Annotated in this window: 18 protein-coding genes and 3 pseudogenes; 12 read left to right on the forward strand and 9 right to left on the reverse strand. The window is 60.8% G+C overall.

What is annotated here, in order from left to right:
* Together ABZW96_RS35570 and ABZW96_RS35575 are read left to right on the forward strand one after the other, a co-directional pair.
* Positions 1-230 (forward strand): annotated as a pseudogene (locus tag ABZW96_RS35570) (IS630 family transposase); the annotation flags it as partial.
* Between the two features lie 1170 nt (positions 231-1400).
* Positions 1401-1964 (forward strand): transposase, encoded by a 564-nt coding sequence (locus ABZW96_RS35575; protein ID WP_355081028.1) that lies wholly within the window; start codon positions 1401-1403, stop codon positions 1962-1964.
* Positions 1965-1981: 17 nt separating this feature from the next.
* Here the strand turns inward: ABZW96_RS35575 and ABZW96_RS35580 are convergent, their stop codons facing one another.
* From ABZW96_RS35580 to ABZW96_RS35595, 4 genes and pseudogenes are all read right to left on the reverse strand, one after another.
* Positions 1982-2209, reverse strand: a complete 228-nt coding sequence (locus tag ABZW96_RS35580) for a hypothetical protein (RefSeq protein ID WP_355081030.1) — start codon at positions 2207-2209, stop codon at positions 1982-1984.
* A gap of 146 nt (positions 2210-2355) precedes the next feature.
* Positions 2356-3504 (reverse strand): annotated as a pseudogene (locus tag ABZW96_RS35585) (IS3 family transposase).
* A gap of 194 nt (positions 3505-3698) precedes the next feature.
* Positions 3699-5360: a thiamine pyrophosphate-binding protein gene (locus ABZW96_RS35590; RefSeq protein WP_355081032.1), complete on the reverse strand. Its 1662-nt coding sequence runs from the start codon at positions 5358-5360 to the stop codon at positions 3699-3701.
* 29 nt (positions 5361-5389) lie between these two features.
* The gene (locus ABZW96_RS35595) at positions 5390-5962 is read right to left on the reverse strand and encodes an SRPBCC family protein (RefSeq protein ID WP_355081061.1); all 573 of its coding nucleotides are present in this window, start codon (positions 5960-5962) and stop codon (positions 5390-5392) included.
* A 408-nt stretch (positions 5963-6370) separates the two neighbouring features.
* Between ABZW96_RS35595 and ABZW96_RS35600 the strand changes: the two genes are divergently transcribed.
* The 7 genes from ABZW96_RS35600 (at position 6371) to ABZW96_RS35630 (ending at position 13323) form a co-directional block, all read left to right on the forward strand.
* Positions 6371-7003 carry a hemerythrin domain-containing protein gene (locus tag ABZW96_RS35600; protein ID WP_355081034.1) on the forward strand — a complete coding sequence of 211 codons (633 nt, stop codon included), beginning with the start codon at positions 6371-6373 and terminating at the stop codon, positions 7001-7003.
* A gap of 199 nt (positions 7004-7202) precedes the next feature.
* The gene (locus ABZW96_RS35605) at positions 7203-9797 is read left to right on the forward strand and encodes a nitrate- and nitrite sensing domain-containing protein (protein WP_355081036.1); all 2595 of its coding nucleotides are present in this window, start codon (positions 7203-7205) and stop codon (positions 9795-9797) included.
* Positions 9797-10219 carry a roadblock/LC7 domain-containing protein gene (locus ABZW96_RS35610; RefSeq protein WP_355081038.1) on the forward strand — a complete coding sequence of 141 codons (423 nt, stop codon included), beginning with the start codon at positions 9797-9799 and terminating at the stop codon, positions 10217-10219. Before ABZW96_RS35605 ends, ABZW96_RS35610 begins: the two co-directional genes overlap by 1 nt.
* Positions 10220-10231: 12 nt before the next feature.
* Complete coding sequence (locus ABZW96_RS35615) at positions 10232-10630, forward strand: DUF742 domain-containing protein (RefSeq protein ID WP_355081039.1); 399 nt, start codon at positions 10232-10234, stop codon at positions 10628-10630.
* Entirely contained in the window at positions 10611-11243 is a 633-nt protein-coding gene (locus tag ABZW96_RS35620; protein WP_355081041.1) for an ATP/GTP-binding protein, read from the forward strand. The genes ABZW96_RS35615 and ABZW96_RS35620 overlap by 20 nt, the downstream gene beginning before the upstream one ends.
* Positions 11240-12286, forward strand: coding sequence for a 3-oxoacyl-[acyl-carrier-protein] synthase III C-terminal domain-containing protein (locus ABZW96_RS35625; protein ID WP_355081043.1), 1047 nt, complete (start codon positions 11240-11242; stop codon positions 12284-12286). The genes ABZW96_RS35620 and ABZW96_RS35625 overlap by 4 nt, the downstream gene beginning before the upstream one ends.
* The gene (locus ABZW96_RS35630) at positions 12247-13323 is read left to right on the forward strand and encodes an aminotransferase class I/II-fold pyridoxal phosphate-dependent enzyme (RefSeq protein WP_355081045.1); all 1077 of its coding nucleotides are present in this window, start codon (positions 12247-12249) and stop codon (positions 13321-13323) included. Before ABZW96_RS35625 ends, ABZW96_RS35630 begins: the two co-directional genes overlap by 40 nt.
* 276 nt (positions 13324-13599) lie before the next feature.
* On the opposite strand, the pseudogene ABZW96_RS35635 reads toward ABZW96_RS35630, so the two are convergent.
* The 3 genes and pseudogenes from ABZW96_RS35635 to ABZW96_RS35645 form a co-directional block, all read right to left on the reverse strand.
* A pseudogene (locus ABZW96_RS35635) lies at positions 13600-13768 on the reverse strand (IS481 family transposase); the annotation flags it as partial.
* 254 nt (positions 13769-14022) lie between these two features.
* Positions 14023-14214, reverse strand: a complete 192-nt coding sequence (locus ABZW96_RS35640; protein ID WP_355081047.1) for a hypothetical protein — start codon at positions 14212-14214, stop codon at positions 14023-14025.
* Between the two features lie 412 nt (positions 14215-14626).
* Positions 14627-14872: a transposase gene (locus ABZW96_RS35645; protein ID WP_355081049.1), complete on the reverse strand. Its 246-nt coding sequence runs from the start codon at positions 14870-14872 to the stop codon at positions 14627-14629.
* A gap of 3168 nt (positions 14873-18040) precedes the next feature.
* On the opposite strand from ABZW96_RS35645, the gene ABZW96_RS35650 reads away from it, so the two are divergent.
* Entirely contained in the window at positions 18041-18697 is a 657-nt protein-coding gene (locus ABZW96_RS35650) for a hypothetical protein (RefSeq protein WP_355081051.1), read from the forward strand.
* Complete coding sequence (locus tag ABZW96_RS35655) at positions 18694-18993, forward strand: hypothetical protein (protein WP_355081053.1); 300 nt, start codon at positions 18694-18696, stop codon at positions 18991-18993. Before ABZW96_RS35650 ends, ABZW96_RS35655 begins: the two co-directional genes overlap by 4 nt.
* Positions 18994-19115: 122 nt before the next feature.
* Here ABZW96_RS35655 and ABZW96_RS35660 read toward each other — a convergent pair whose 3' ends face one another.
* Positions 19116-19373, reverse strand: coding sequence for a hypothetical protein (locus ABZW96_RS35660; RefSeq protein WP_355081055.1), 258 nt, complete (start codon positions 19371-19373; stop codon positions 19116-19118).
* A gap of 351 nt (positions 19374-19724) precedes the next feature.
* Positions 19725-20543, reverse strand: a complete 819-nt coding sequence (locus ABZW96_RS35665) for an SAM-dependent methyltransferase (protein WP_355081057.1) — start codon at positions 20541-20543, stop codon at positions 19725-19727.
* A 653-nt stretch (positions 20544-21196) separates the two neighbouring features.
* Between ABZW96_RS35665 and ABZW96_RS35670 the strand changes: the two genes are divergently transcribed.
* Positions 21197-21427, forward strand: coding sequence for a hypothetical protein (locus tag ABZW96_RS35670; protein ID WP_355081059.1), 231 nt, complete (start codon positions 21197-21199; stop codon positions 21425-21427).
* Positions 21428-22005 lie beyond the last annotated feature (578 nt).

The following is a 22005-nucleotide window of genomic DNA, read 5'->3' on the forward strand; positions in this document are numbered from 1 at the left end:
TCGAGCTGGTATTCCTGCCCACCTACTGCTCCTGGCTCAACCGAATCGAATGCGAGTTCGCTGCGCTGCGGTACTTCGCGTTGAACGGCACCGACCACCACAGCCACGGCGAACAAGACGACGCGATCGGCACCTACATCCGCTGGCGCAACCAACACGCCGGACCCGTCCGCGACTTCGCCGTCGGATCCAAGATCCGATACCCGGATTACCTACCGAACGTTGCCTGACGCGGCACTAGGCTCGATCTCATCCGCGAATCGATCGAGTAACCGACGATCCGGTTGGAGTAGACGTCCTTGACCGCGCAGATGTAGAGCTTTCCCTCACCCGTGTGATGCTCGGAGATATCGGCCAGCCACAACCGATCGGGGCATCGGCGGAGAAAATGCGGCGGACCAGATCGTCGTGAACCGGCGGGCCGGGTTTGCCATTGTCGCTGCGTTTCTTGCCGAACACGCTGCACCAGCCCTGAGTAGAGCAGATCCTCCAGGCGGTGTGGTCGGCCACCGGTTCCCCGGCTGTACGAGCTTCGTCGGCCAGAATCGGTAGCCGAATTCCGGGTCGTCGCGGTGGGCGTCGGAGAGCGCGGTGGCCCGATACGCCTGCTCGAGTTCGGCGTCGGTGACCGGTTCGGTCAGCCACCGGTAGTACGGCTGACGTGCCAGTTTCAACACCCGGCACGTCACCGTGACGGGGACCCAGTCTCCGGCCAGCTCGCGGACGAGCGGGTAGTTCTGTAATGGTCGTGTCCGGTCCGAGATCGGCTGGCAGGATGGCGCTCCGGCCTTCCACGTGTGACTCCGGGTATATCCGACTCCGGTTATCGGGCGTCTTGAAAATGACTTGTCCGCGTGGCGGGTCGGGCGTCGGAACGCCCACCCGGATGGCCTGATCAGAAGAGTGTCCGCCCTTTGGGGTGTGACTCGTTACAGAGGTGCCTCCGAGTGATCCCACCGGCGCCCACGCCGGCCCCGACCACCGAGAGGACCCTGCCAGCATGGCGCGTATCGCCGACCGCTACGACTATGTGATCGGCGTGGACACCCACGCCCGCAGCCACACCTTCGTCATCATCGAATCGCGCACCGGTGCGGTCATCGACACCCGCGAATTCCCCACCCACGCAGCGGGAAATGACGTGTGCCCTCACCTGGATCCAACGGGGCGCCGATGGCAGCACGTTCGCTGCGGTCAAGGGAACATCCTCCTACGGAGCCAAGCTCACCGAAGCGGGCATCCCTGTCGGCGAAGTGCGTCCGCCCTCACGCAAGCAACAGGCTGTCGACGGCAAGTCAGATCGTATCGACGCCGAAACCACTGCCAGATCGGTCCTGGGACAGGACGAGTCACGTGTTGCGGCTCCGTGCTGCACCGGTGACCGCAACGCACTGACGGCGTTGTTGCGCACCGTCGACCTCGGCATCGACGCACGCCGCGCGGTCAGCGACGCCCAGATCGCCGCGATCAAATACTGGCGCACCACCGGCAACGATCCCGACGTCGAGATCGCCCGCACCGAGGCGCGTCGCCTGGTCCGCGCGATCGCCGATCACGACCAGCAATTGCGAGAAAATCACTACACGCTCAGCAAGATCGTCGAACGCATCGCCCCGGGCCTGCAAGACACCCCGGGAATCGGACCGGTGACCGGCGCGGTCATCGTCTGCGCCTACTCCCACCCCGGCCGCATCCGCTTCGAGGCCGCCTTCGCCGCTCTCGCCGGCGTCGCACCCAAACCCGCGTCATCGGGACCACAGCTCAACCGCGGCGGTATCCGCCAACTCAACCGCGCCTTCGAGACGATCGTGCGCGTCCGCCTCAGCTATGACCCCGACACCCGCGCCTACGCTGCGCGCACCCGCGTCGACGGCAAATCAGCCCGCGAGATTCGCCGCAAACTCAAGCGCTACGTCTGCCGCGTTGTCTTCCGGCAACTTGAGACAATCATGGACGGCGCTTGACACCAGGCATAGAAGAGTCATTTTCCCGGCAGATTCGCCTGGGCGAAGTAGGCGGCGGCCTTCTTGACGACCTCTTTCTCCTGCCCCGGCAATCGAATTCGCCGCTTCGCTTCCCGAAGCTCGGCCGAGTCGCTCGTACTGGTGCCCGGTTTGGTTCCCTCGTCGATATCGGTCTGGCGCATCCATTTCGACAGCGTCATCGGATGAACCCCGAAATCGGCGGCGGTCCACTCCGGCGTCACCACGGCATCACGATTGCGAGCCGCCCGGGACGACATTGTCACGGAACTCGCCGGGGTAGGGCTCGGGCACAGCGACATCCTTCCAGCTTCGCCTGAAAGCAAGCCAAATCAGTTGACCTGCCCCACCAGTTGGGTTCGAGTCGCGGTGGCTAACTGACAGCGCGGATGGTGTCGTTGCCGAAGGATAGTTCGTACTCGATCGGCGTGGAATAGCCCGGCGCGGAGTGGCGGCGTTGGCGGTTGTGGAAGATCTCGATGTAGTCGAAGATCGCGTTGGCGAGCTCGATCCGGTGTTCCACTTCTTGCAGTTGAGCAGCTCGATCTACATTGAGCTCCACAAGCTTTCCATCATCGCGTTATCGAGCCCGTCGCCGACGGTGCCGAACGAGGGCAGCAGGCCCGCGGAGCAAATCTTCTCGCCGAAGACCCAGGAGGTGAAATGGGTTCCGTGGTCGGCATGCACGATCCCACCCGGGTCGAGCCTCCGATTGCGGATGGCCATGTCCAGGGCGTTCACGACCAAGGTCGCGTCCTGCTCGGAATCGATCGACCAGCCCACGCTCCGACGGCTGAACGGGTCGAGAACGGCGGCGCAGTAGACCCATCCTTCTCGCGTTCTGTGTTGCGTTATGTCAGTGACCCACAACTCATTTGGCGTTAGCCGTGCAACTTACGGTTGACCAGATCGTCAGCTGTCACGACACCGCTAGGCGCTTGACCTGCCGACCTGAGCAGCCCGTAGATCCCGGCCAGGGTCATCAGGACCGACATTGTTCGCGTGCAGACGGTCACGTTCACGGCGAGGGTGAGTTCGGCGTGGATTCTGCGGTACCCGTATGTGCCCCGCGACGCCACGTGGACTTCGCGGATCAGCCCGGTCAGCCACTGGCCGCGCAGCTGGGATGGTGTGGTCGGGGTTCGTTTGTGTTGGTAGTACTTCTGGCCGGTGGTTCCGAGGATTCGGCAGCATCGGTCACGGGTGCCCCGGCGACGACGAGAGCGTCGATTACCGGGTAGACTCTTTTGGGCTTGTCCTCGCCGAGGAACTTCGCGGCCTGGCGGATGATCGCCAACTCGCTTTCCAGTTCACAGATTCGACGCCGGGCGGCGCGCAGCTGCACGGACTCGGCAGAGGACGTGCCGGGTCGCACGCCGCGGTCGATCTCATCTTGGCGGACCCATTTCGACAGCGTCACGGGATGAATGCCTAGCTCGACGGCTGTCTGCTTGGCTTGTTTGCTTGCGCGGACCAGTGCGATCACGCCGGCGCGGAACTCGGCAGGGTAGGGACGGGGCACGGTGTTCAGCCTTTCGTACAGGCTGTCAGTTAGCCACCGGAAATGGAACCTGCGAGGTGAGGCAGGTCAGGCTATCACCTATCCATGCAGCAGTCCCAAGATCGCTTGGCGGGTCCGGTGCGGGTCTTCCGCTTCTTGCGGTTCAGGAGTTCGATCTGCATTCTGCTCCAAGGGAACTGGAAGCCTGGAGAGACTCAGTCTGATGCATGTCTCAAGAACGGAAGAAATGGGGGAATCTCGTCGGCATCGCAGTCGATCGCGACAAAACGGGGGCCGGCCTGCCCGATGGATCTGGACAGCGCGGCATGCAACTCGTCCAACTCGCGCACGGAATGACAAGGCAGCTTTGGGAACATTGCTGCCATCCCCTCGGCCAGCTTGGCGGGAGAGAATCGATTGCGGTCGTCGTTATTTCGACAGTACAGTTGTTCCCGGACCACACACATAGCGTGCGCATTGTTATTGAATATGAGAAACGTGATCGGCAATTCATACTCGATTGCAGTGTGCACTTCCATGCCGTGCATGAAAAAGGAGCCGTCACCGGCGATAACATAGGTCGGGCGCCGGGTCGCGAACGCTGAGCCGATCGCAGCACCGAAGCTGTAGCCCATGCCGCCCATACCCAGCGCGAGTCTAAACCGGGCGTTCACGGGTAGGTCGAGGTAGTGCACAGCCGCCGCACCGGTGTTACCAGCGTCCGCGAAAATCGCGCTGTTTGTGGGCAACAGTGCAGAAATTGCCTCCATCGCTGCCCGGTAAGATAAACCCTGCCCGTGCGTGGCAGGCGGACGCAACCGGATGGCAGCAGAAGGCAGGTTAGAACTGACAACTCGTTCAGATTCGACTGCGGTGCTACCACGCTGCCGTATTGCCGCACTGAGCTGCGGCAATACGGCAGCCAGGTCCGGGGCGGCGGCATGCACGGCGGGTACGTAGGGTGCCTGCGCTCCGACACAAGCCAGTGGCGTATCACCGAGCGGGAGCTGTGCCATCATCGGAAACCGTGTGCCCACCAGAAGGCACAATGTGGCTGACTGCGCCAAATCGACCAATTGTGGGTGACCCATCGTTCCAACCACACCGCAGTACCCTGGCTCGCGGGGACCATAGACATCCTTCCCGTCTGGAGTCACACCGGCCGCGGCGTCCAACGTCACCACCAGATCGCGAAGCGCGCCACGCGCGTTGTCACGCGCCACCTGGTCTCCCGCAATTATCAGAATTTTGCCGTTCGCCTGCGCTACTTTCAGCGCTGTGCACACCGCGGCCAAGCCGGACGGATCGCTTGCTGAGCGCTGTGGCGGTCGCAACTGCTCCGGCCGTGCTCCGATTCGAGAGCGTTGTATGTCTTTTGGCAGCAGCAGCACCGCCGGTCCGCCACCGTACGCCGCTTCGACTGCGGCTGCGAACTGCTGGGGTAGGTCCTCCGCATCGTCAACCCGCGCGCAATAACGCGACACCGTGCCGAACAGCCGCACTGCATCGATGCTGCCCGCCCGACCGCTCGTGTCCTGGAAAGCGCCGCGGCCCTCAAGATTCCGTGGTGGCTGCCCGACTAGCGCCAGTACCGGCACTTGCGAAGTGAACGATTCCGCCAACCCAGCAATCAGGTTCATTGCGCCACCGCCGGACGTTGCCGCCACAACACCCAATCCGCCAGTGGCGCGCGCATATCCCTCAGCCATCGTGGCTGCCGAGAATTCGTGCTTGGCGACCACACCATGAATGCCAGCGATGCTTTCCAGGGCGTCGGAAGCCGCCGCATCATAGATATCCTCGATATTAGCGCCGTCCACCCCGAAGAAGTGCCGTACACTCAACTCGGCGCATCCCCGTACGAGATAGTCAGCCACCCGCCAGTTTTCCATACCGAGTTAACTTGTCAGCTGTCGAGAAGAAGGTTCGGACCGACCGGGAGCCGACTACCGTGTCGGTACTCCAAGATGACCTTGAGGTTGTTCAATTCGATCGAATGGCCCGCCCCGAAGATTCCCCACATGTCGCCCACCCACTCCTTGCGTGCAGTCGGAGCTGTTTGTGGATAAGGGTTTTCGCTGTAATAGGGGTGCCGGCAATTGGTCCACAACACTACGGAGCCAGGGCGTTTGAGGACCAGTTCCGCCGGGACCACTCGCATCAAGTAGATCATCCAGAGCTCGCGGCCCTGGTCCCACGCGCAATGATAGTCTACGGTAAGAGCCTTGGCGTTGGCGACAACCTTCATGAAGATCTTGGTATCGACGCCGAGCATATCAACACCTTGGTATAGATCTGGCACGTTGGTCGGTTCGAAATCTCGCGTGCTGTAGGTCCATTCTGACAAGCTATGAATATTCGCAAGATATTCGAAGGTATCTCGCGGCGGGCAATCGATGTATCTCTGGACAGTGCAGTATTCGCCATAGATATCGTCATATGAGTATGCCTCCCGCCTCATGTCGGCACACCTTGTCATCACCTCGTCGACACTGATCTGTTCTCCCCGAACCAACCCGGAAATGTCGGAAAGCTGTTTCTCATCGATCTTCATGGGCCGAAGCGTACACCGCAATCGAGTGGGATAGATAGTAGTGCCGGACGTATCGGGTCAATAGCCGGACGGCATGAAATTGCAACGTAGGCATCGGCATCCGACTCGCATGTCCCTATGCCGCCGACCAGCGGCTCCCAAAATCTTCCCAAGAGTGGGAATAGTTGATCTGCGGGGTTAGTATCGCGCCGCATCGAACTTGAGCGAGGCACCGCGAGCGACAGCCGGAATTGGAAATTATTTTACCCCAACGGCGATGTAATGTCGATCTGCAGACTTCGCACTGTCGTGCATAGGCCTGCCATGAGACTCAGAAACCTCTAGGAGTTACTAGTGAGTCCGTCCTTTTCCAGCCTGCCTACCGGCCATCAGACGATGATCTTGGCTCACCGCGTCATGTTGAGCGATCTACCACGGATTGCCGATGCTGCTTCACGGTTGGCTGCGACCCCAGATGCGACGCGTGCTGCCGCACTGCGTGGCTATGCCGCTCGGGTGCATGCGCTGATCAGCCACCACCACGAGGGTGAGGATGAGTTCCTGTGGCCCCGGTTGCGGAGCATGGGTGCCAACGAGGACGCGATAGCGCGCCTTGCTGCCGAGCACGAGGAGTTGGACAAGTTTCTTGTCGAATGGCATCAAGCGGCAGATCAACTGGTTGGCGGTGGTGCCGCGGCGGCCGAGTTGGTTCGCCTCACAGTGGAGGTGCACCAACGACTACTTGTCCACACTGCGAACGAGGAGAGGGAGCTGGAGGGCAGACTCGCCCCAGTTCTAGATCGTGCGGTGTGGGCGAGATTCGAGACCCATATGCGTAAAACCGCCCCACTTTGGACGCTGCGCTTCATGCCTGCCTGGCTGCTGACCGTTGCAGGCCCGGACGAACGGACCGGCGTTCCTGCCCTGCCGGTGGCGCGGCTCTTCCGCCGTTGGCTCGAACGCCAACAATTCGCCGCGCTCGGCTAGGCCGTACGACGCCATCCCGCACCACAATACGATACCAGGCTGAGTTCGCTCGCCAGGGATGTTACCGATCCGACAGCAGCCCAGGTCCTTTCGTGGCCGGGTTTAGATGATTTGTGGTCAGACTATGAAAGTCAATCGAGCCATCCGGTTCACGCCAAGCGTCCGATTCAGCGTTCTGGCGATAGCGCTTATACCCTGCTTGTCGCTGCTCCTCGTCGGCGGCGGAACGGCTGGATACCTGTTGTACAAAGCAAACTCTATCCAGTCGTGGTCAACGGCCATAAATCAAACGGCTGGTCCTGCATTGAACTTCGTCGAAGCGGTACAGCAGGAGCGCCGCACCAGCATACTTCTGCTGGCAGGCGATGATTCAGCCGCCGCTGGGTTTCCGGACGGACGGGCTCGACTCGACAGTGCTATTCCCCCGATGATGATCGCAGGCAACGCCTTGATCAATCTTTTCCACGGTTCGGTTGGCGACGCCGTCGTGCAGATGCAGGCGACATTCGGGCAGCTACCACTGATACGACAGCGTGTCGATCTGAAGGTAGCTCAGATCGACGAGGTCTACGGCTACTACAACAGGGTCATTCAAACGGTCATCATCGCGGGGCGGCTGGCAGCACGCACGGCCAAGGTGCCCGAGGCCGCCAATGTACAGGACACGCAGGTAGGCCTATTTGAAAGCGCGGAGGCGATGTCACGCAGTAGTACCTTGGCAGCTGCGGCGTCGATTCAGGGCGGATTTACTCCTCCGCAACAAGTCGAGTACAGCAAACTCGTAGGGTTCTACCGCGAAGAACTCAGCAATCGGGAAGGCGAGTTGCCCCCGGACGAGACTGCCGAATACGCGGCATTGGTATCGAGTCCAGCGTGGCAGCAGATGGGAACACTCGAGGACGGCCTGCTGCGGCGCGCGATCTCGACGGAGATTCCCTCTGCTCCAGGGACTCCGTCCGCTTCGGGTATGTCGTCTGTTTCCACCGGTTCTGAAAATCATTCGTCGACAAGGACTAACTCCTCGACAGGGAATTCCCCCAACGGAAGTACAAGTGAAGGTGGATACCAGGCGTCCGGCGGAGAGGCAACATCGGCGCCACCAATGCCGCCAGTCGCCGAGTGGAAGGATGCGGCCGAGGAGGTCAGCTCCGCGCTGCGTGGCTTATGGTACTCCCACTTGCGCTATGCCGGAATCGTAGCTGAGCGGGAAGGCAGTCGGTTGTCCCGTGAATCTATCGCCGGCGGCGTCGCCGTATTTGGGTTGTCGCTGATCGCGTTCATCGCCGCAGCGTCGCTGTCGCAGAGGATGATCGGGCGATTGCGCAGACTGCGAGCAGAGACTCTCGCGGTCAGCGAGACACGCTTGCCCAAGATTATGGATCAACTCGGACGAGCCGAACCGGTCGACCTGGAGCGGGAATTGCCGAAGCTAGAATTCGGCCGTGACGAGATCGGGCAAGTCGCTGACGCGTTCAATCGGGCACACCTCGCCGCTACGACCGCCGCAGTAAACGAGGCTCAAACCAGGCAGGGTGTTCGTGCGGTCTTCGTCAATATTGCCCACCGGAGTCAGGTGACGATGCATCAATTGCTATCGCTGTTGGACCTTGCGGAGCATCGCCACGATGATCCGGATATGCTGAAAATGCTGTTCGAGTTTGACAATCTGGCGACGCGTGAGCGGCGCAACGCCGAGAACCTGGTGATCCTGGGTGGCGAACGACCCGGGAGGCAGTGGCGTAACCCTGTGTCGCTGCTAGATCTAGTGCGGAGCGCAGTCACCGAAACCGAACACTATCCGCGGATCCACACCGTTCGGCTGCCCGACGTACCCATTGTCGGTTCGGCCGTAGCAGACCTTATCCATCTCATCGCCGAGCTGATCGACAACGCTGCGACCTTCTCGCCCCCGAACACACGCGTCGAAGTCAGCGGGGACTTGGGCGGGTCCGGCGTGATCGTCGAGATCTCCGACCTGGGGGTGGGTTTGACCAGAGGTGAAATTGCTCAGATCAATGAGAGCTTGGCGAACCCTCTGGACTTCAATGTCGCTGCGCTCTCCAGTGACTCGCGGCTTGGTTTGTTCGTGGTAGCCCAGCTGGCAAAGCGCCACCAAGTCGCGGTGCGCCTGAACGAGTCGGATTACGGAGGTATCCGCAGCGTCGTGCGGCTGCCGTACGAACTGGTTGCCGCGGATCAGCCCGCTGAACCGGCTTCGCAGACCTTGGCCAACGACGAAACTGTCGAGGAAGCCTTTGGTGACTTGGGGCGTAGGTCGCACGGGTTCATTCGACAACCCAGTTCTGTTGCGTCGGAAGATGGCGCCGAGACCATTTTGCAGGCCGAGCGCGACGACGAGTCCCCCCGCGAGGTGTGGCACTGGTCGGACCGGATCAACCGGAAGCACAGGTCGGTTGCGATGGATACTTCGACTTCGAATGGGCCGGCAGCGGTTCAGGTGCCACCACGTTCACAACCGGCTGTGCATGTCGACGCGTTCACAAGTCGAACATTAGCCGAGATCCCGGTAGCAGACCTCAATGACGCCGAGCTGGAGCATATCCCGTACGATGACGGGCCTCTGCTGCCGCAGCGTAGGCGACAGACTCATATGGTCCCTCGGCTCTCCGAACGTCCGGACCCAATGCCCGACGATCACCCCAGCGTTCGCATTCAGCGGGACAGGAAATTGGGGCAGGGGCGGCCAACTGACCTTTGGACCGCGTTGCAGGCCGGAACCAAACTCGGTCGCTCAGGTATCCCTGCCGGAACGCAAAGTGAAGACGTCGACTGATGATGAAGGACAATGGGATGAATGATGGTTCAAGTAAGTTCGGCTGGGTCCTTGACGAACTGGCAGAGCGCCTGAACGGTGTTCGCTACGTCGTGATGCTGTCAAACGATGGACTGATGCTCGGGCACTGTGCCCAAATCCCCCGCGAAGACGCCGAACGCTTCAGTGCGATTTCGTCGGCATTGCACAGCCTAGGAGCGAGTGTGGGGCGGCAGTTCTCAGCAGGAAATTTGCAACAAGTCATGGTGGAACTCGACGATGCGATGCTATTCGTCACCTCGGCAGGTGCGAATGCGTGTCTAGCGGTCCTCGGCGAAGCCACTGCGGACTGGGGCTTGGTCGCGCACGAGATGAACCTGACTGTACAGCGTATGGGCACCTGGCTTTCCACCAAGACGCGCCACAGCAAACACGTCAAATGATTGACCGCTGTCATGGTTCGCGAACGGAACCCGTGGTACGACGAGGCGGCAGGCCCGCTAGTCCGCCTATATGGCGTCACGCGCGGGCGCACCCGCGAGGTCACGCCCGAACTAAGCATGATCACGATCGTGGTCGCGAACGCCGAGAACGCAGACGCCCGGCTACGCCAAATGGACACCGAATATCGTCAGATCTTTGCCATAGCGCGAAGACCACGGGCAATAGCCGAAATCGCGGCAAGGCTTGGACTCCCTCTCCGGGTGAGCAGAATTCTGATCGGCGACCTGATTGAAGACGGCTATCTCAGTATCATCTCGACCCAGGCTAGACACGCTACAGACAACTACGACAAGAACCGTGAAGCCGCGGATTTGATAAGGGCGATACGCGATGGTCTCCTCAAACTCTGACACTGTGGCGCCGCCGCAGATCACGTCGGCCAAGATTCTCATCGCAGGAGGATTCGGCGCTGGCAAGACCACATTGGTCGGCGCGGTCAGCGAGATCGCGCCGCTGTCCACCGAAGAGTTGATCACCGACAAGAGCAGTGAAGTCGATGATCTGTCCGGTGTGGAGTCGAAGGCGACCACCACGGTTGCCCTCGATTTTGGACGCATTACGATAACCTCAAATCTGGTTCTGTACCTGTTCGGCACCCCCGGGCAGGATCGGTTCTGGTTCTTCTGGGACGAACTCGCCAGTGGGGCACTCGGCGCCATAGTCTTGGTCGATAGCCGCCGTCTCGACCACTCGTTCGCTGCGATCGACTTCTTCGAGCGTAAGCAACTGCCGTTCGTGGTCGGGATAAACTATTTCGAGGGTGCACATCGCTATCGCCTCGCGAACCTACGGGCTGCGCTCGATCTCGACGACGATGTGCCGCTGAGGTATTGTGACGCCCGTAGTCGCGACTCGTCCAAACGGCTTCTTCTCGGCCTGATCGAGCACCTGCTTGAACGGCTGGAAAGCGTCGACGACCAGCCAATGTTCGAAACCTGCACCCCGACAGATCCGATTGGATGATCGACGTGACTATCAACGTCAGTTTGGCCGACGTGTCCAGTTACCTTCCCGGAGAACCTATTTCGGCCGAGTACTTCACCCAGTTCCACGACACCGCAGACACCGCATCGGCTGTCATGTTCAATCCGCCTCGCTTTCGGCATCATGTCAGTGCGGGTGAAACTCCAGCTGACATGGCCGAACGTGCAATCGCACCTATGCTCGCACGCCATGGAGCGGACCTTTTGGAGAATGTGGACGTCTTAGTTGTGCACACGCAACTGCCCCAGACCTGGTTCGTCGGCAATGGTGGTGAGATCGCCGCCCGACTCGGTATCGCGCCGGAATGGCTGATAGATTTGAGCAATGGCGGTTGTGCGAGTTTCATCCACGCCATAAAACTGGCTCGAGAGATCTTGCAGAGCACCGAGGCGAACAGCGCTCTCGTCGTCAACGTGACGAACACTGCGGGGCAGGTGTTTGCTCAAGACCGTGTGCTGACTATGGCCCAGGCCGCCATTCCCGGCGACGGTGCGGGCGTGGCATGGCTGACCAAATCGGACCAATCGCCGATACTCGACATCGAGACGCGGCACTTGCCGCAGTACGCGGGTGAAATGGTATTGGTCGCCGAACCGCCACGCAGGTACTGGGAGGCTGGTGTCGGCCAGCACTACGTGGGATTTACGGAATCGAATATCGCGAAGGTGCTGCACCGAGGAAACCAGATCGTCCCGGAAGTAGTTCGCACGATCTGTGAGCGGATCAAGATGAAGACCAGTCAGTTGGATCTATTGGTGACTAATCAACCCAACCGGACATTTTTGCAGAACTGGCGGAACTCACTGGAGTTGCCCGCACAGCGTCACCCAGACACCTTTGAGGAGTGCGGCAACCTATTTGGCAGCGCTATGCCGCTGACCTTCGACTATGCCGTGACGTCCGGGCTTGTGCAAGAGGGGGCCGTGGTCATGTTCGCAGGCTTCGCGCACGCAGGTGACTTCGCTGCCGCAGCTGCCCTTCGATGGGGCGGACGGGTTTCGTCTCGCGGCGCATCGTGCTGAGCAAGGGCAAGTTCGTGCGGTTCCCACTTGCACTTAACGAAAACCCCTATGGTCCGCTTCCATCGGTCCACCAAGCCTTGACGACGGCCCTGGGGGCGGTGAACCGTTATCCGGAATTCTTGCCGAACCGACTGCCGCAGCTTATCGCAGCGCGGATCGGCTGTTTGCCCGATCAGATTGTAGTTGGCGCCGGAGCCACCGGCGTAATCATGCACATTCTGCAGGCATTCGTCGCATCGGCCGGTGAGTCGCTACAGTGGCGCAGGCTAGGCGCTGCTCAGGTGGTGCTGGCGGAGCCGACATTCGACGGTTATCCGCTGCTGACCGCAATGGTCGGTGGTCAACCGGTGAGGGTGCCGCTGATGGCAGATGGAACCCAAGATTTGGACGCGATGGCGGCGGTGGTTGCCGAGCATACCAAATTAGTGGTATTGTGCAATCCGCATAATCCCACCGGCACACAACTGCGATATTTCGACTTGATCAGGTTTCTGGACCGGCTCCACCCTCGGGTCGCTGTGATAATTGACGAAGCCTACATCGAATTTGTTCCGGCCGATCAGCGTATCGACACTATGTCGATATTGGCACTTTATTCGAATGTCATTGTGGTACGCACATTCTCTAAGGCATTCGGTTTGGCAGGTCTACGAGTTGGATATGCCGTTGCCAGTCGGCGGACCGCTGCTCGTATAGCTCATTGGCAGGTGCCTTTCGGTATGCATATGCTCGCTGAAGTCGGGGTGTATGCGTGTTATAAGGCCGAAGACGAACTAAATGAACGGATCTCCATGATCACGAGCGAACGAGATCGGCTTCTGATCGAGCTACGAGCACTCGGATATACTATACCCGGCAGCTCCTCGAATCATATATTTCTTCCGCTGGTCGATCTCGCCCAGGCTCGTTGCATCGCCGACGCATTCGACCGCGCACAGATCAACGTTAAACGGTATTCGACGGGTATGCGGATAACCGTTGGAGATAGCGCTGCCAATGACACCGTCATCGCCAGCCTGGCAAGTGCCATCAGTTGAGCGAAAGCCGGCCCAGAGGAGAGCGGTGCGGTAGAGGGCAACACCGCGCCGTCGTCACACTGGCTTGGCCGGGTGGCGCCGCGTATTCGAAGTAGTTGCAGGACGTGACACGGTCAGCACGGACCCGACATAGGCGCGCAAACTCACCTTCTGCCAACCGTTGGCGAGGCTGGTCTCACCACTGGTCGGCATACGCACTTCGAGTTCGAATGCGCCCTCGGCCGAGGGGACCGGTGCCGGTTCGGTCACATCGATCAGTAAGCGGGGGACGGAGACCGGCTGCGGCTTGATCCGGCGGCCGGTGAACTGCGCGCCGTTATCGGTCAACAATTCGGGCGGCACGCCGTATCGACGCATCGCCGCAGTGAACGCGTCACACACCGCTCGACCCGATGGCGCCGCCAATCGCCGCGGCCACGACCACGTCTCGTGAGTGGTCGTCGATACAGACTCCCGCTGTCAACCGGCGGGCTGTCAGCGAGGTCGGAGAGGGTTGGTTCTGGTGGCATCGCTATGGCCCGCGTGGCGTCGTGGACACGCAGGTTGCTGAAGGTAGTGGTCAGGCTGCTGCGGCGCTGGAGTGCTTTTCCGGGTTGTTGATGGTGTTGTCCTGCCAGGAGCGCCAGAGAACCCGCGCCCAGCGGGCTCCGACACCACGCAGAGCGCGGTATTTGCCGTGGCCACGGGCTCGAGCCTGTTCTAGGCGGTGGCGGCCCAGTCGGTCTTGCGGGTGGAGACGAAAGCCCACCAGTCGATGGTGTGACGCATCGATGGTTGCAGGCGTACAAACCGGACCTGATGCATGCGCCCAGAAGCGCGAGTGACCGGCGCCAGGCCGGGCTCGGCGAGCAGGACCCGCGCGTCCGGGTAGTGGGAGCGGTCGTCACCCATCTCGGCGATCAATGTGGCTGCGACGACCGGCCCGGTGCCCGGGAACCTGAGGAAAATCGGCGCATCCGGGTGAACATCGAGAAGTTGATCGATCTGTTATTGCAGGACCGAATTTGGTGGTTCAGCAACCGCAGCTGTGAGGCGAACACTTGCGCGGTGAACTGCTTGCCCGTGGTCGTGCCCTCCGACGCCGCCAGCAGGTGCGGCTGGAGCCGTTCCACGAGCTGGTCGGCTGGAACTCGACCCGTGTAGCCGTGTCGGCGGCAGAACGCGTCCATCCGCTTGTCTCTGACGCGAGCGGCCTGCGCGAGTGTCGGGTAATCGGCGAGGAAGTCCAGGGTGATCTCCCGGTCGAGCGTCGAGAACGGTGCAGCGGCGCAGGATGATACGTGTCGAGAACAGCACGAAGCTGCTACTCGACGCTGCGCTGAGACAAGATGATCCGCTCTCGATCGCGGATCACCGCCTTGAGTGCGGCGGTGGCCCGCGACAGCAGCGGCAACTGGCGCCAATGCGTGTGCTCATGACGGAGGGTGTCGGCCAGGACGAACGCGTCGAAGGTGTCGGATTTGGTCGCCGACAGCCGACAGCCGACAGCCGATAGCGTTCGCGGGCTCGGGCTGAAATCTTCGGCGACACACAGTAACCGTAAGGCCACGGAGCTGCAGGTGCCCGACCAGCAGCCCCTCACCGCGTTCGATCGCTATCTGGATGCCGGGAAGGTCGAGTAAGTCGTCGGGTTCGGCGAACCCGCCGACGTCGTGTCTGACCCGCTTCTGAACGATCAGCTTGCCAGCATGGTCAACAATACATATTTGATGATGTGACCTTATCGATGACCAGCAGTGCCGGGCGAGAATAGAAGCGCATCGCGGTGGCTCAGCGACTTTCGATCGCGGCGCGGTGGCAGCGGGCGGCCGGGTCGGCGGCGGTGAAGGGGGTCCCGGCAGCCGACGTGCGCGGCCGCCCGCACGAGTCCTGTTGTCAGAAGCAATTTTCCTTGGACGGGCGTGCCGAAGGCAGGACGTTGGTGTGCGGTTTGGAGGTAGTAGCAAGCTCCGAGTTCGCCGGGCAGAGGGCAGTCGATGCCGGGGAGCGTTGTCAACGTCGACGTTCCTGCGACGCCGATGTGGGCAAGTTCGTGTTCTCCAATGTGGCTGTCGGGGAGAGCGTGCGTGGTGGTGTCTTGGCCGATGTCAGTGCTTCGGCGGCGTACAGTGGGAGTGTGGCCAGGTGCGACCAGTGTTGCTCATAGCAGGTCGGCGCCGATGGCCTAGTGCCGCGGCGGCTGGTCGCCGCGATCGGATTCGCTTGTCCGGCGCGAGCGTTCCTTCGCCGCCGCTATTCTGATCCCGACTGCCCCGATAGTCGGCTTCCGATCGGATCGAGCCAACCGGCTACCGCCTTCCAGTCCAACCACGTCATGTGTAGTGCCGATTTTTCGTAGGCCGCGAACATTCTGCATGGCTACCCCAACGCTGGTCGTTAGCCAACTTCAGTGGTAGTCCACATTTCCTGCGGGCGATCTCGATCATGCTTAAACCTTTTTCATCAGCTCTTATTGTGCGGGGCGCCGGATGTCACGATCGACGTGCCCGGTAACGGTAAGATGGTCGTATCATTCGAACGATATTCTCGATTAATGCGTGATTTCGAGCGAAATCTCAAACGTCGATGTCTTACTTCTTCTACTATTTTTGCATACTCTTCGCGCACCTCCCCCAGGCGGAACCACATTCGATGCCGTATGTCGGAATCTTTTGAATGTAGAACCGCCCTCCATGCCTTCGCATAAGCCTCGGCAGCGTGACTTATCACCTCGCCGAGTGAATGACTATGCAAGCGTACGTCGTCGGGGTACGAACTATTGCGATCGGACCAGTTGTCGATTTCATCTACAACGCAGCCAATCTTCCATAGCACTCGCGCGCAAGCGGAATCTTTCCGCTGAGAGGCTGGGCCAAGTTGTAACGGTATGAGCTCGGCGTGTAGATCGCCAAGTTCTCGCGCCCAGAGAACCAATGGAAGCCGACTGGCGATGCGGCCGGAGACCGCTCGAAACAAGCACTCGGGGTCCAGCAAAGGCATCGTCGCCGGCAAGCGGCAGTCGGACTGGTTGCTGTTGTGTGTGCATCCGTATATATACATCGATCACCTCCTCGGCTGTATAGCGTGGCTCCATAGGGGGGTTTTCCGCATCGGTAGAGTCAGATTAAGAACATGGGACTTCTGCACGGATGAGTGATAATTGAGCTGGCTTGACCGTCGACGGGCTGGACGGATGTCATCGTGCCCAAGCCCTACGCTTGTGAGCGCCGCGATGATGGTGTGACGCTGGATCGAGTCGCGTCCCATTCGGGCCACACGATGACGTTGTCGAAATGAACGTGTCAGGCCGATGTCGGCGAGAGTGCGGAACGTGGAAGCAGCACCAGCGAGTCGGCCGAACCACGTGCGGCGAAGCGGCGGAATCGGGTGCTGACCAGGAGAACGAGATCTCGCAAACGGGCCGTAGAGTTTTCGCGCAGGCGAACCTGCCGGGAAACAGATGCTGCCGTGCAGCCGGTTCGGTTCCGTACGGCGCATGCAGGGCACGGCGAAGCAGGCGCATCCTGCCACCCTCTCGTGCGGCAGGTCGGCGCCAGCTCAGCAATGCAGCCCATTGTTACTATGAGCAACGGCCCGGAAACCGGGCGGCAGGTCCGGGGCCGTTGCCGATCGCCCAACGAGGCCGCGAGGCGCGTGTGGGAAACCCAGAGGAGTGACACCCGGACGTTACGCTTTCGAGCGACTGGCTACCTTACGGAATCTTGGTGAAATTCTTTCTAATCCCCTTGGCTGGGTGATGAACTCCGCGTCATTGTGCTTCAATGAACCCGGCACTCACTCCGGCAATGAGTGCGCAACCCCCCAGCGACAGCCCCGCCTTCGTCTTTGCAGCCGATCAAAGGCGGGGCTGTTGCGCGCCCGGACCGCAACGCATGCCCCCCCCCTTTTTTCGGTGCACGTCGCCGTCGGGGATCGGGGATCTCTCATAACCGTGACCAGCGACGGCCCGAAACCCTCCATTCGAATCTTCTGGTCCATTGTCCGTGGCTAACCGCTGCCCGTGCCCGCCACGGAATGTCTGTTAATTTATTTCAATACTCGTGGTACTGTATAGGATCATGGTTGATTCCATAGTCCACTCCTCTTGCTGGTACGCCGCAGCCGGAAGCGAATCAGCCGGACCCGGAGCCCCCCGAATGCGGGCGAATAGTCCATCCGCGCGCGCTTTGTTGCCGGCATTGTTTCGCCATGGGGATCTCATCGATGCAACCGGTCGGTTCGCTGGTCTAGGCTGTGGGAGTTTTCCGAGAGCGGAAAGGGTTCGCTGTCGAACGGTGCGCAGCGAGCGGCGTGCACCGCAAGGTAGGCCTGGATGTGATGAGTGAGTGGTCTGTGGTTGTGGTCGGTCTCTACGATCCCGTGTCCGGGCGGCTGCAGCGTGTGGCGCAGACGGCGAGCACCTGCCCGGCGGGGGCTGTGACCCGTGATGGGTAGCGCCATCGTACGTATACTGAAACGGGCTGCCCAACGGGTGGGTGTCGATATCCCACGAGCAGGCGATGCAGTCACGAAACGGGTCGAGACGACCAGCGCACACCTGAAGGACACAGCCGAGAAGCACCGCACAGGTGACGCCTACAGCGCCCACTCCCTCCAGGCGAGAACCGGCCACTTCCAGACGGAGAGTACTCACCCCCGAAGCGGCGATGAACAGAGCAGCACGTCCGCGCGGGACGCTCCTGGGCATCGCGGTGCCGGCAATCAGGGGCTTGCGCGATTGACCGATGACATGTCGGAATATGACATTCCGGTCGGCCCGTCAGAGCTTCTGAGGGGAATAAACGGGGATCAATATCCCACAGACGGCTCCGTAGGGGCCCGCAAACATGCTCGTTGGTTAGCCTCGTTACCAGAGAAGCTGCACCGCATTGTTGCAGACAACATGAGAAAACGACCTCATGGCGGAATTTGGCTCGCTGACGCCGGCTTATTGGACATGGACCATCCTGCATGGTCTGCAACACTGAGAGTTGATACGCCCCGAGGTTGGTCCGCTGGCTCCACCTGGGAAGATGTCGGCGGCGCGTACGATCCACAGCATCGTGCGGTGCTCGTTGGTCACGGGCGCGGTAGAAGCTATGTTACCGCGCTACACGAGTTCGGTCACGCGCTCGACGACGCCCTCTACTTTCCGAGCGAGCAACCGGCATTCTCCGAGGTTCATGCCAGGGTGCTTCCGCTCATCCAACAGACAAGCCCAAAGGCCGCTGAGTACTACGCGCAGCCCAATGACGTCGGAAAAGCGGAACTCTTCGCGGAAGGCTTTGCTTGGTTTCACACCAAACAGTCGAGGTTCCTCGGCTCGGCTGCTGCGGGCCGTTACCTGGCAGACTATTACCCGGCCCTCGAAGCGGAGGTGGGGATCACGCCATGAATGAGGAACATCCTTTGGCCCAGCGTCTCGCGGACGGGCGCATCCTTGTGCGCCACTTCGCTCGAGAACCCGACGGCGCGATGACAGATGGCTGGATCGCGATCGGCCCCGACGACCCGGCATACCCGGACTGGGACACAGAAATCACCCGATGGGAAAACACCCCCGAACCTCTCGATGACACCGACAACTACGAGCCCATCGACTATCACAACCTTCCCCTGCTTCCCGCCCGCCCCCCCCGACGACCACGACTGACAGCCTCCGACCTGCCCGCCCGCCCCTGCCGCCGGTGAGGAACCGCATCGGTCCGCGATCGGGTGGCGTCAGCAGCAGACGATGCGAACAACGGCTCGGGAGGCGAAGTACGCGTTTCCGGGCCGCTGCCGGTCGCCGTTACGTGGCTCCTCGGGTTTGGTCAGTAGCTGACGGTGAAGGTAATGCAGATCCCATCTGATGCAGGACTCGATGCGCTGACAACCAGCCCCCACATCACTGCTACGCCAGCCATCCGCGGCTCGCTCGCACACCAGGCGGCTCCCTTCGAATCCACATGGAATTCGGTGGAGACTCCGCCGTAGCCGATGAGCGCGCCGCCTCCGCCGATCGGGTCCAGGGTGTTGCCGTCGAGAGTCAGCGGTGCGGGGATTTCGAGATCGCGCGTGGGCGTGGCCATACCGGGACCAATATGAGAAAGAGCCGACAAGAATGATTGGACACCAACCATTTTCGACATATGCCCGGCTGGGTCGATCTGGGCTTACGAACCACACAGCCCGATGCGCCAGTGGGGAAGTTCAGCGAGCGCGGTCAGTGTGCGCAAACAGGTTTCGCGCCAGAGTGCGGCCCTCAGCCTGCGCCGACTGGTCAAGCTCGGCTTCATTCGCGCCACCGAGACCTGGGCCACCGCCTGAACCAGCGTGGGGATCCCCCTCATCAACAACCCATCTGTTCGGGCACTCACACGATTCTGGGCTTCCGCCGTTATAGCGGCGGAACCCCAGAACAAGCCTTATTCAGCGGTCTCCTAGTTCGGCCCCTTGCGGCCAACTGCACCGTAGAGTGAGACTTTTTTGTCGTGACTGTGCGGATGTTCGATGCCTGGGGTACGCCATCGGTGGATCACCTCGACGCCCGGGTCCACCAGTTCCAACCCCTGGAAGAACCTTGCTACCTCAGCGCGGGTGCGTGGCCGCACTAGGATTCCCCGATCGTCATAGACTTCCAGCAGCCGTGCCATTCCTACCGGATCCTCAGACCCAGCATCAAAATCCGTCGTGACATGCGACATCGCCAGATAGGAACCAGGCACCAACGATGCCATCAACGTGTTCACGATGTCGTAGACGTCGCCGGACACGAAGTGAAGCACGGCCATGAGTGACACCGCCACCGGTTGTGACAAATCCAGCGTTTCTTGCAGCTGCGGCGCGGCGAGGATGGCCTCGGGTTCTGCGGCATCGGCCTGAATGTATGCGGTGCGGCCCTCGGCCGCGCTCACCAGCAGCGCTCTCGCGTGGGCGAGCACGATCGGGTCGTTGTCCACATACACCACCCGGGATTCGGGCGCCAAGGCTTGGGCGACCTGGTGCAGATTGGGCTCGGTGGGGATGCCGGTGCCGACGTCGAGGAACTGGCGGATACCGTGTTGGGTGAGGTAGCGAGTAGCGTGATGCATGAACTCACGGTTGGTGCGCGCGGTCAACCGGACTGCCGGAAAATCTCGGAGCGCCTGCTCGGCGGCGTCCCGGTCGGCTTCATAAAAATCTTTGCCGCCGAGGAAGTAGTCATACATCCGGGCAGGGTGCGCTACGTCGGCACGAAGATCGATGAAGCCCTCGGACACAGCTCTCCTTATGATAAAGAAATCGGTATCAAGTAGGTATACCGCAACTCTTCGGGACGCCCAACGAAATTCGTCACAACGCGAAGTCGCCGCCGGCGCCGCATGCGACATCGTAAAATTTCTTCTATATCTCCGGCCCGATCTGCCGCGAGATCATGCCGAGCGTGGGGGCTGGCGCTAACTCTTTGATCGAGGCATGGCCCCCCCCGGTAACGGTTCCGTCTTCGTCCTCGCAGTCGATCAGAGGCGGGACGACTATATGGTGTCTGTGCCATGTGTCTGCCAGTTATTGCACCCCTCTTGGTTAAATAATTTCTAGACAAATGAACATAGATCATGGCTGATATGCAATCAGCGGAGTCGCTCGAAGGCCCCCGCTGAGCAGTCACCGGGCGATTCTGCCCGTGGCACTCGCTGCCGTGGCCGTCCGTCTGTGGTGGAGATTTGAACTCGATCCTCAGATGATCCGGGCCCTATCGAATTTGTTAGCGCAAAATTGATTTATGCCGGTCCCCCGAGAGCGTGGAGGGTCTCGTGCCTCGCACGATGGCCCGCATGCGTCTGCGCCGAAGATGCCCGGCTCTGGTTACCACGCTGGGTTCGGCGGCCCGAGGACTACTTTCATGTCGAACACGGTAGTCTTTGATACTCGTTTGAGCCCGTTAGCGATCGTGGTCTACGGGCGGCTGCTGATCGAACAGCCCTCGTTCTCGGGCAGCTGGGAGGAGTTGGTGGCTCATGTGCTGGCACTGGATTGGCATCCCGATCACACTCCCGCAGATGCCGGGGCCGGGCTGGCGCAACTACGTGCGCATGGTCACCTGGTCTTCTGCGAGGACGGTTGGATCCTGAAAGCGGGTGAGGACACTGGAGACGACGGCTGATCTGTGGAGGTATTGCGCAGTGGCGCTGATTCGTTCGGCACTCCTGGGTAGATGCTGGTGGACGGCGGGCCACCATGAGCTGTCGGCGAGAGGGGGAAGAGCACCTGATAAAACACGTTGCCTGGTTCTTCAGGCACTGATGGCACCACACGCAACGGATAGACCGCATACCGATCGGGAGGCACTGGTTCATGAGCGGCGACTACTTCGATGTTCGGCCTGGTGGAGATTGCGTCTGCGAGTTGTTTGCCCATCTGGTCTTCGCCACCAAGTATCGGGGTTTGCTTCTCACCCCGAGGCCACCTCGCCCGGCTACAACCCGGCGGACAGAACAGCACACCGCAGCTAATTTGCCAATGGAGGGCGTTAATAGACTTGACTGTGAGATGCCGATGAGCGCAGCCGTAAAGCTGCGCCCATCGGTTGACTTCAGTCATACGATTTCGGCGCCGCCTTGTCGAAGGCGGGCGCGCTTTCTGTGGCGGTTCGGTAGGTCACAGGCCCAGCTCCACATCGGTGATCGGGTAGGCCACACACGAATGGGTGTAATCGAATCGAGCGTCGGAGAGCCGGAGTTT

This window comes from Nocardia sp. NPDC004168 (assembly GCF_040610355.1).
GTDB classification, from domain to species: domain Bacteria; phylum Actinomycetota; class Actinomycetes; order Mycobacteriales; family Mycobacteriaceae; genus Nocardia; species Nocardia sichangensis.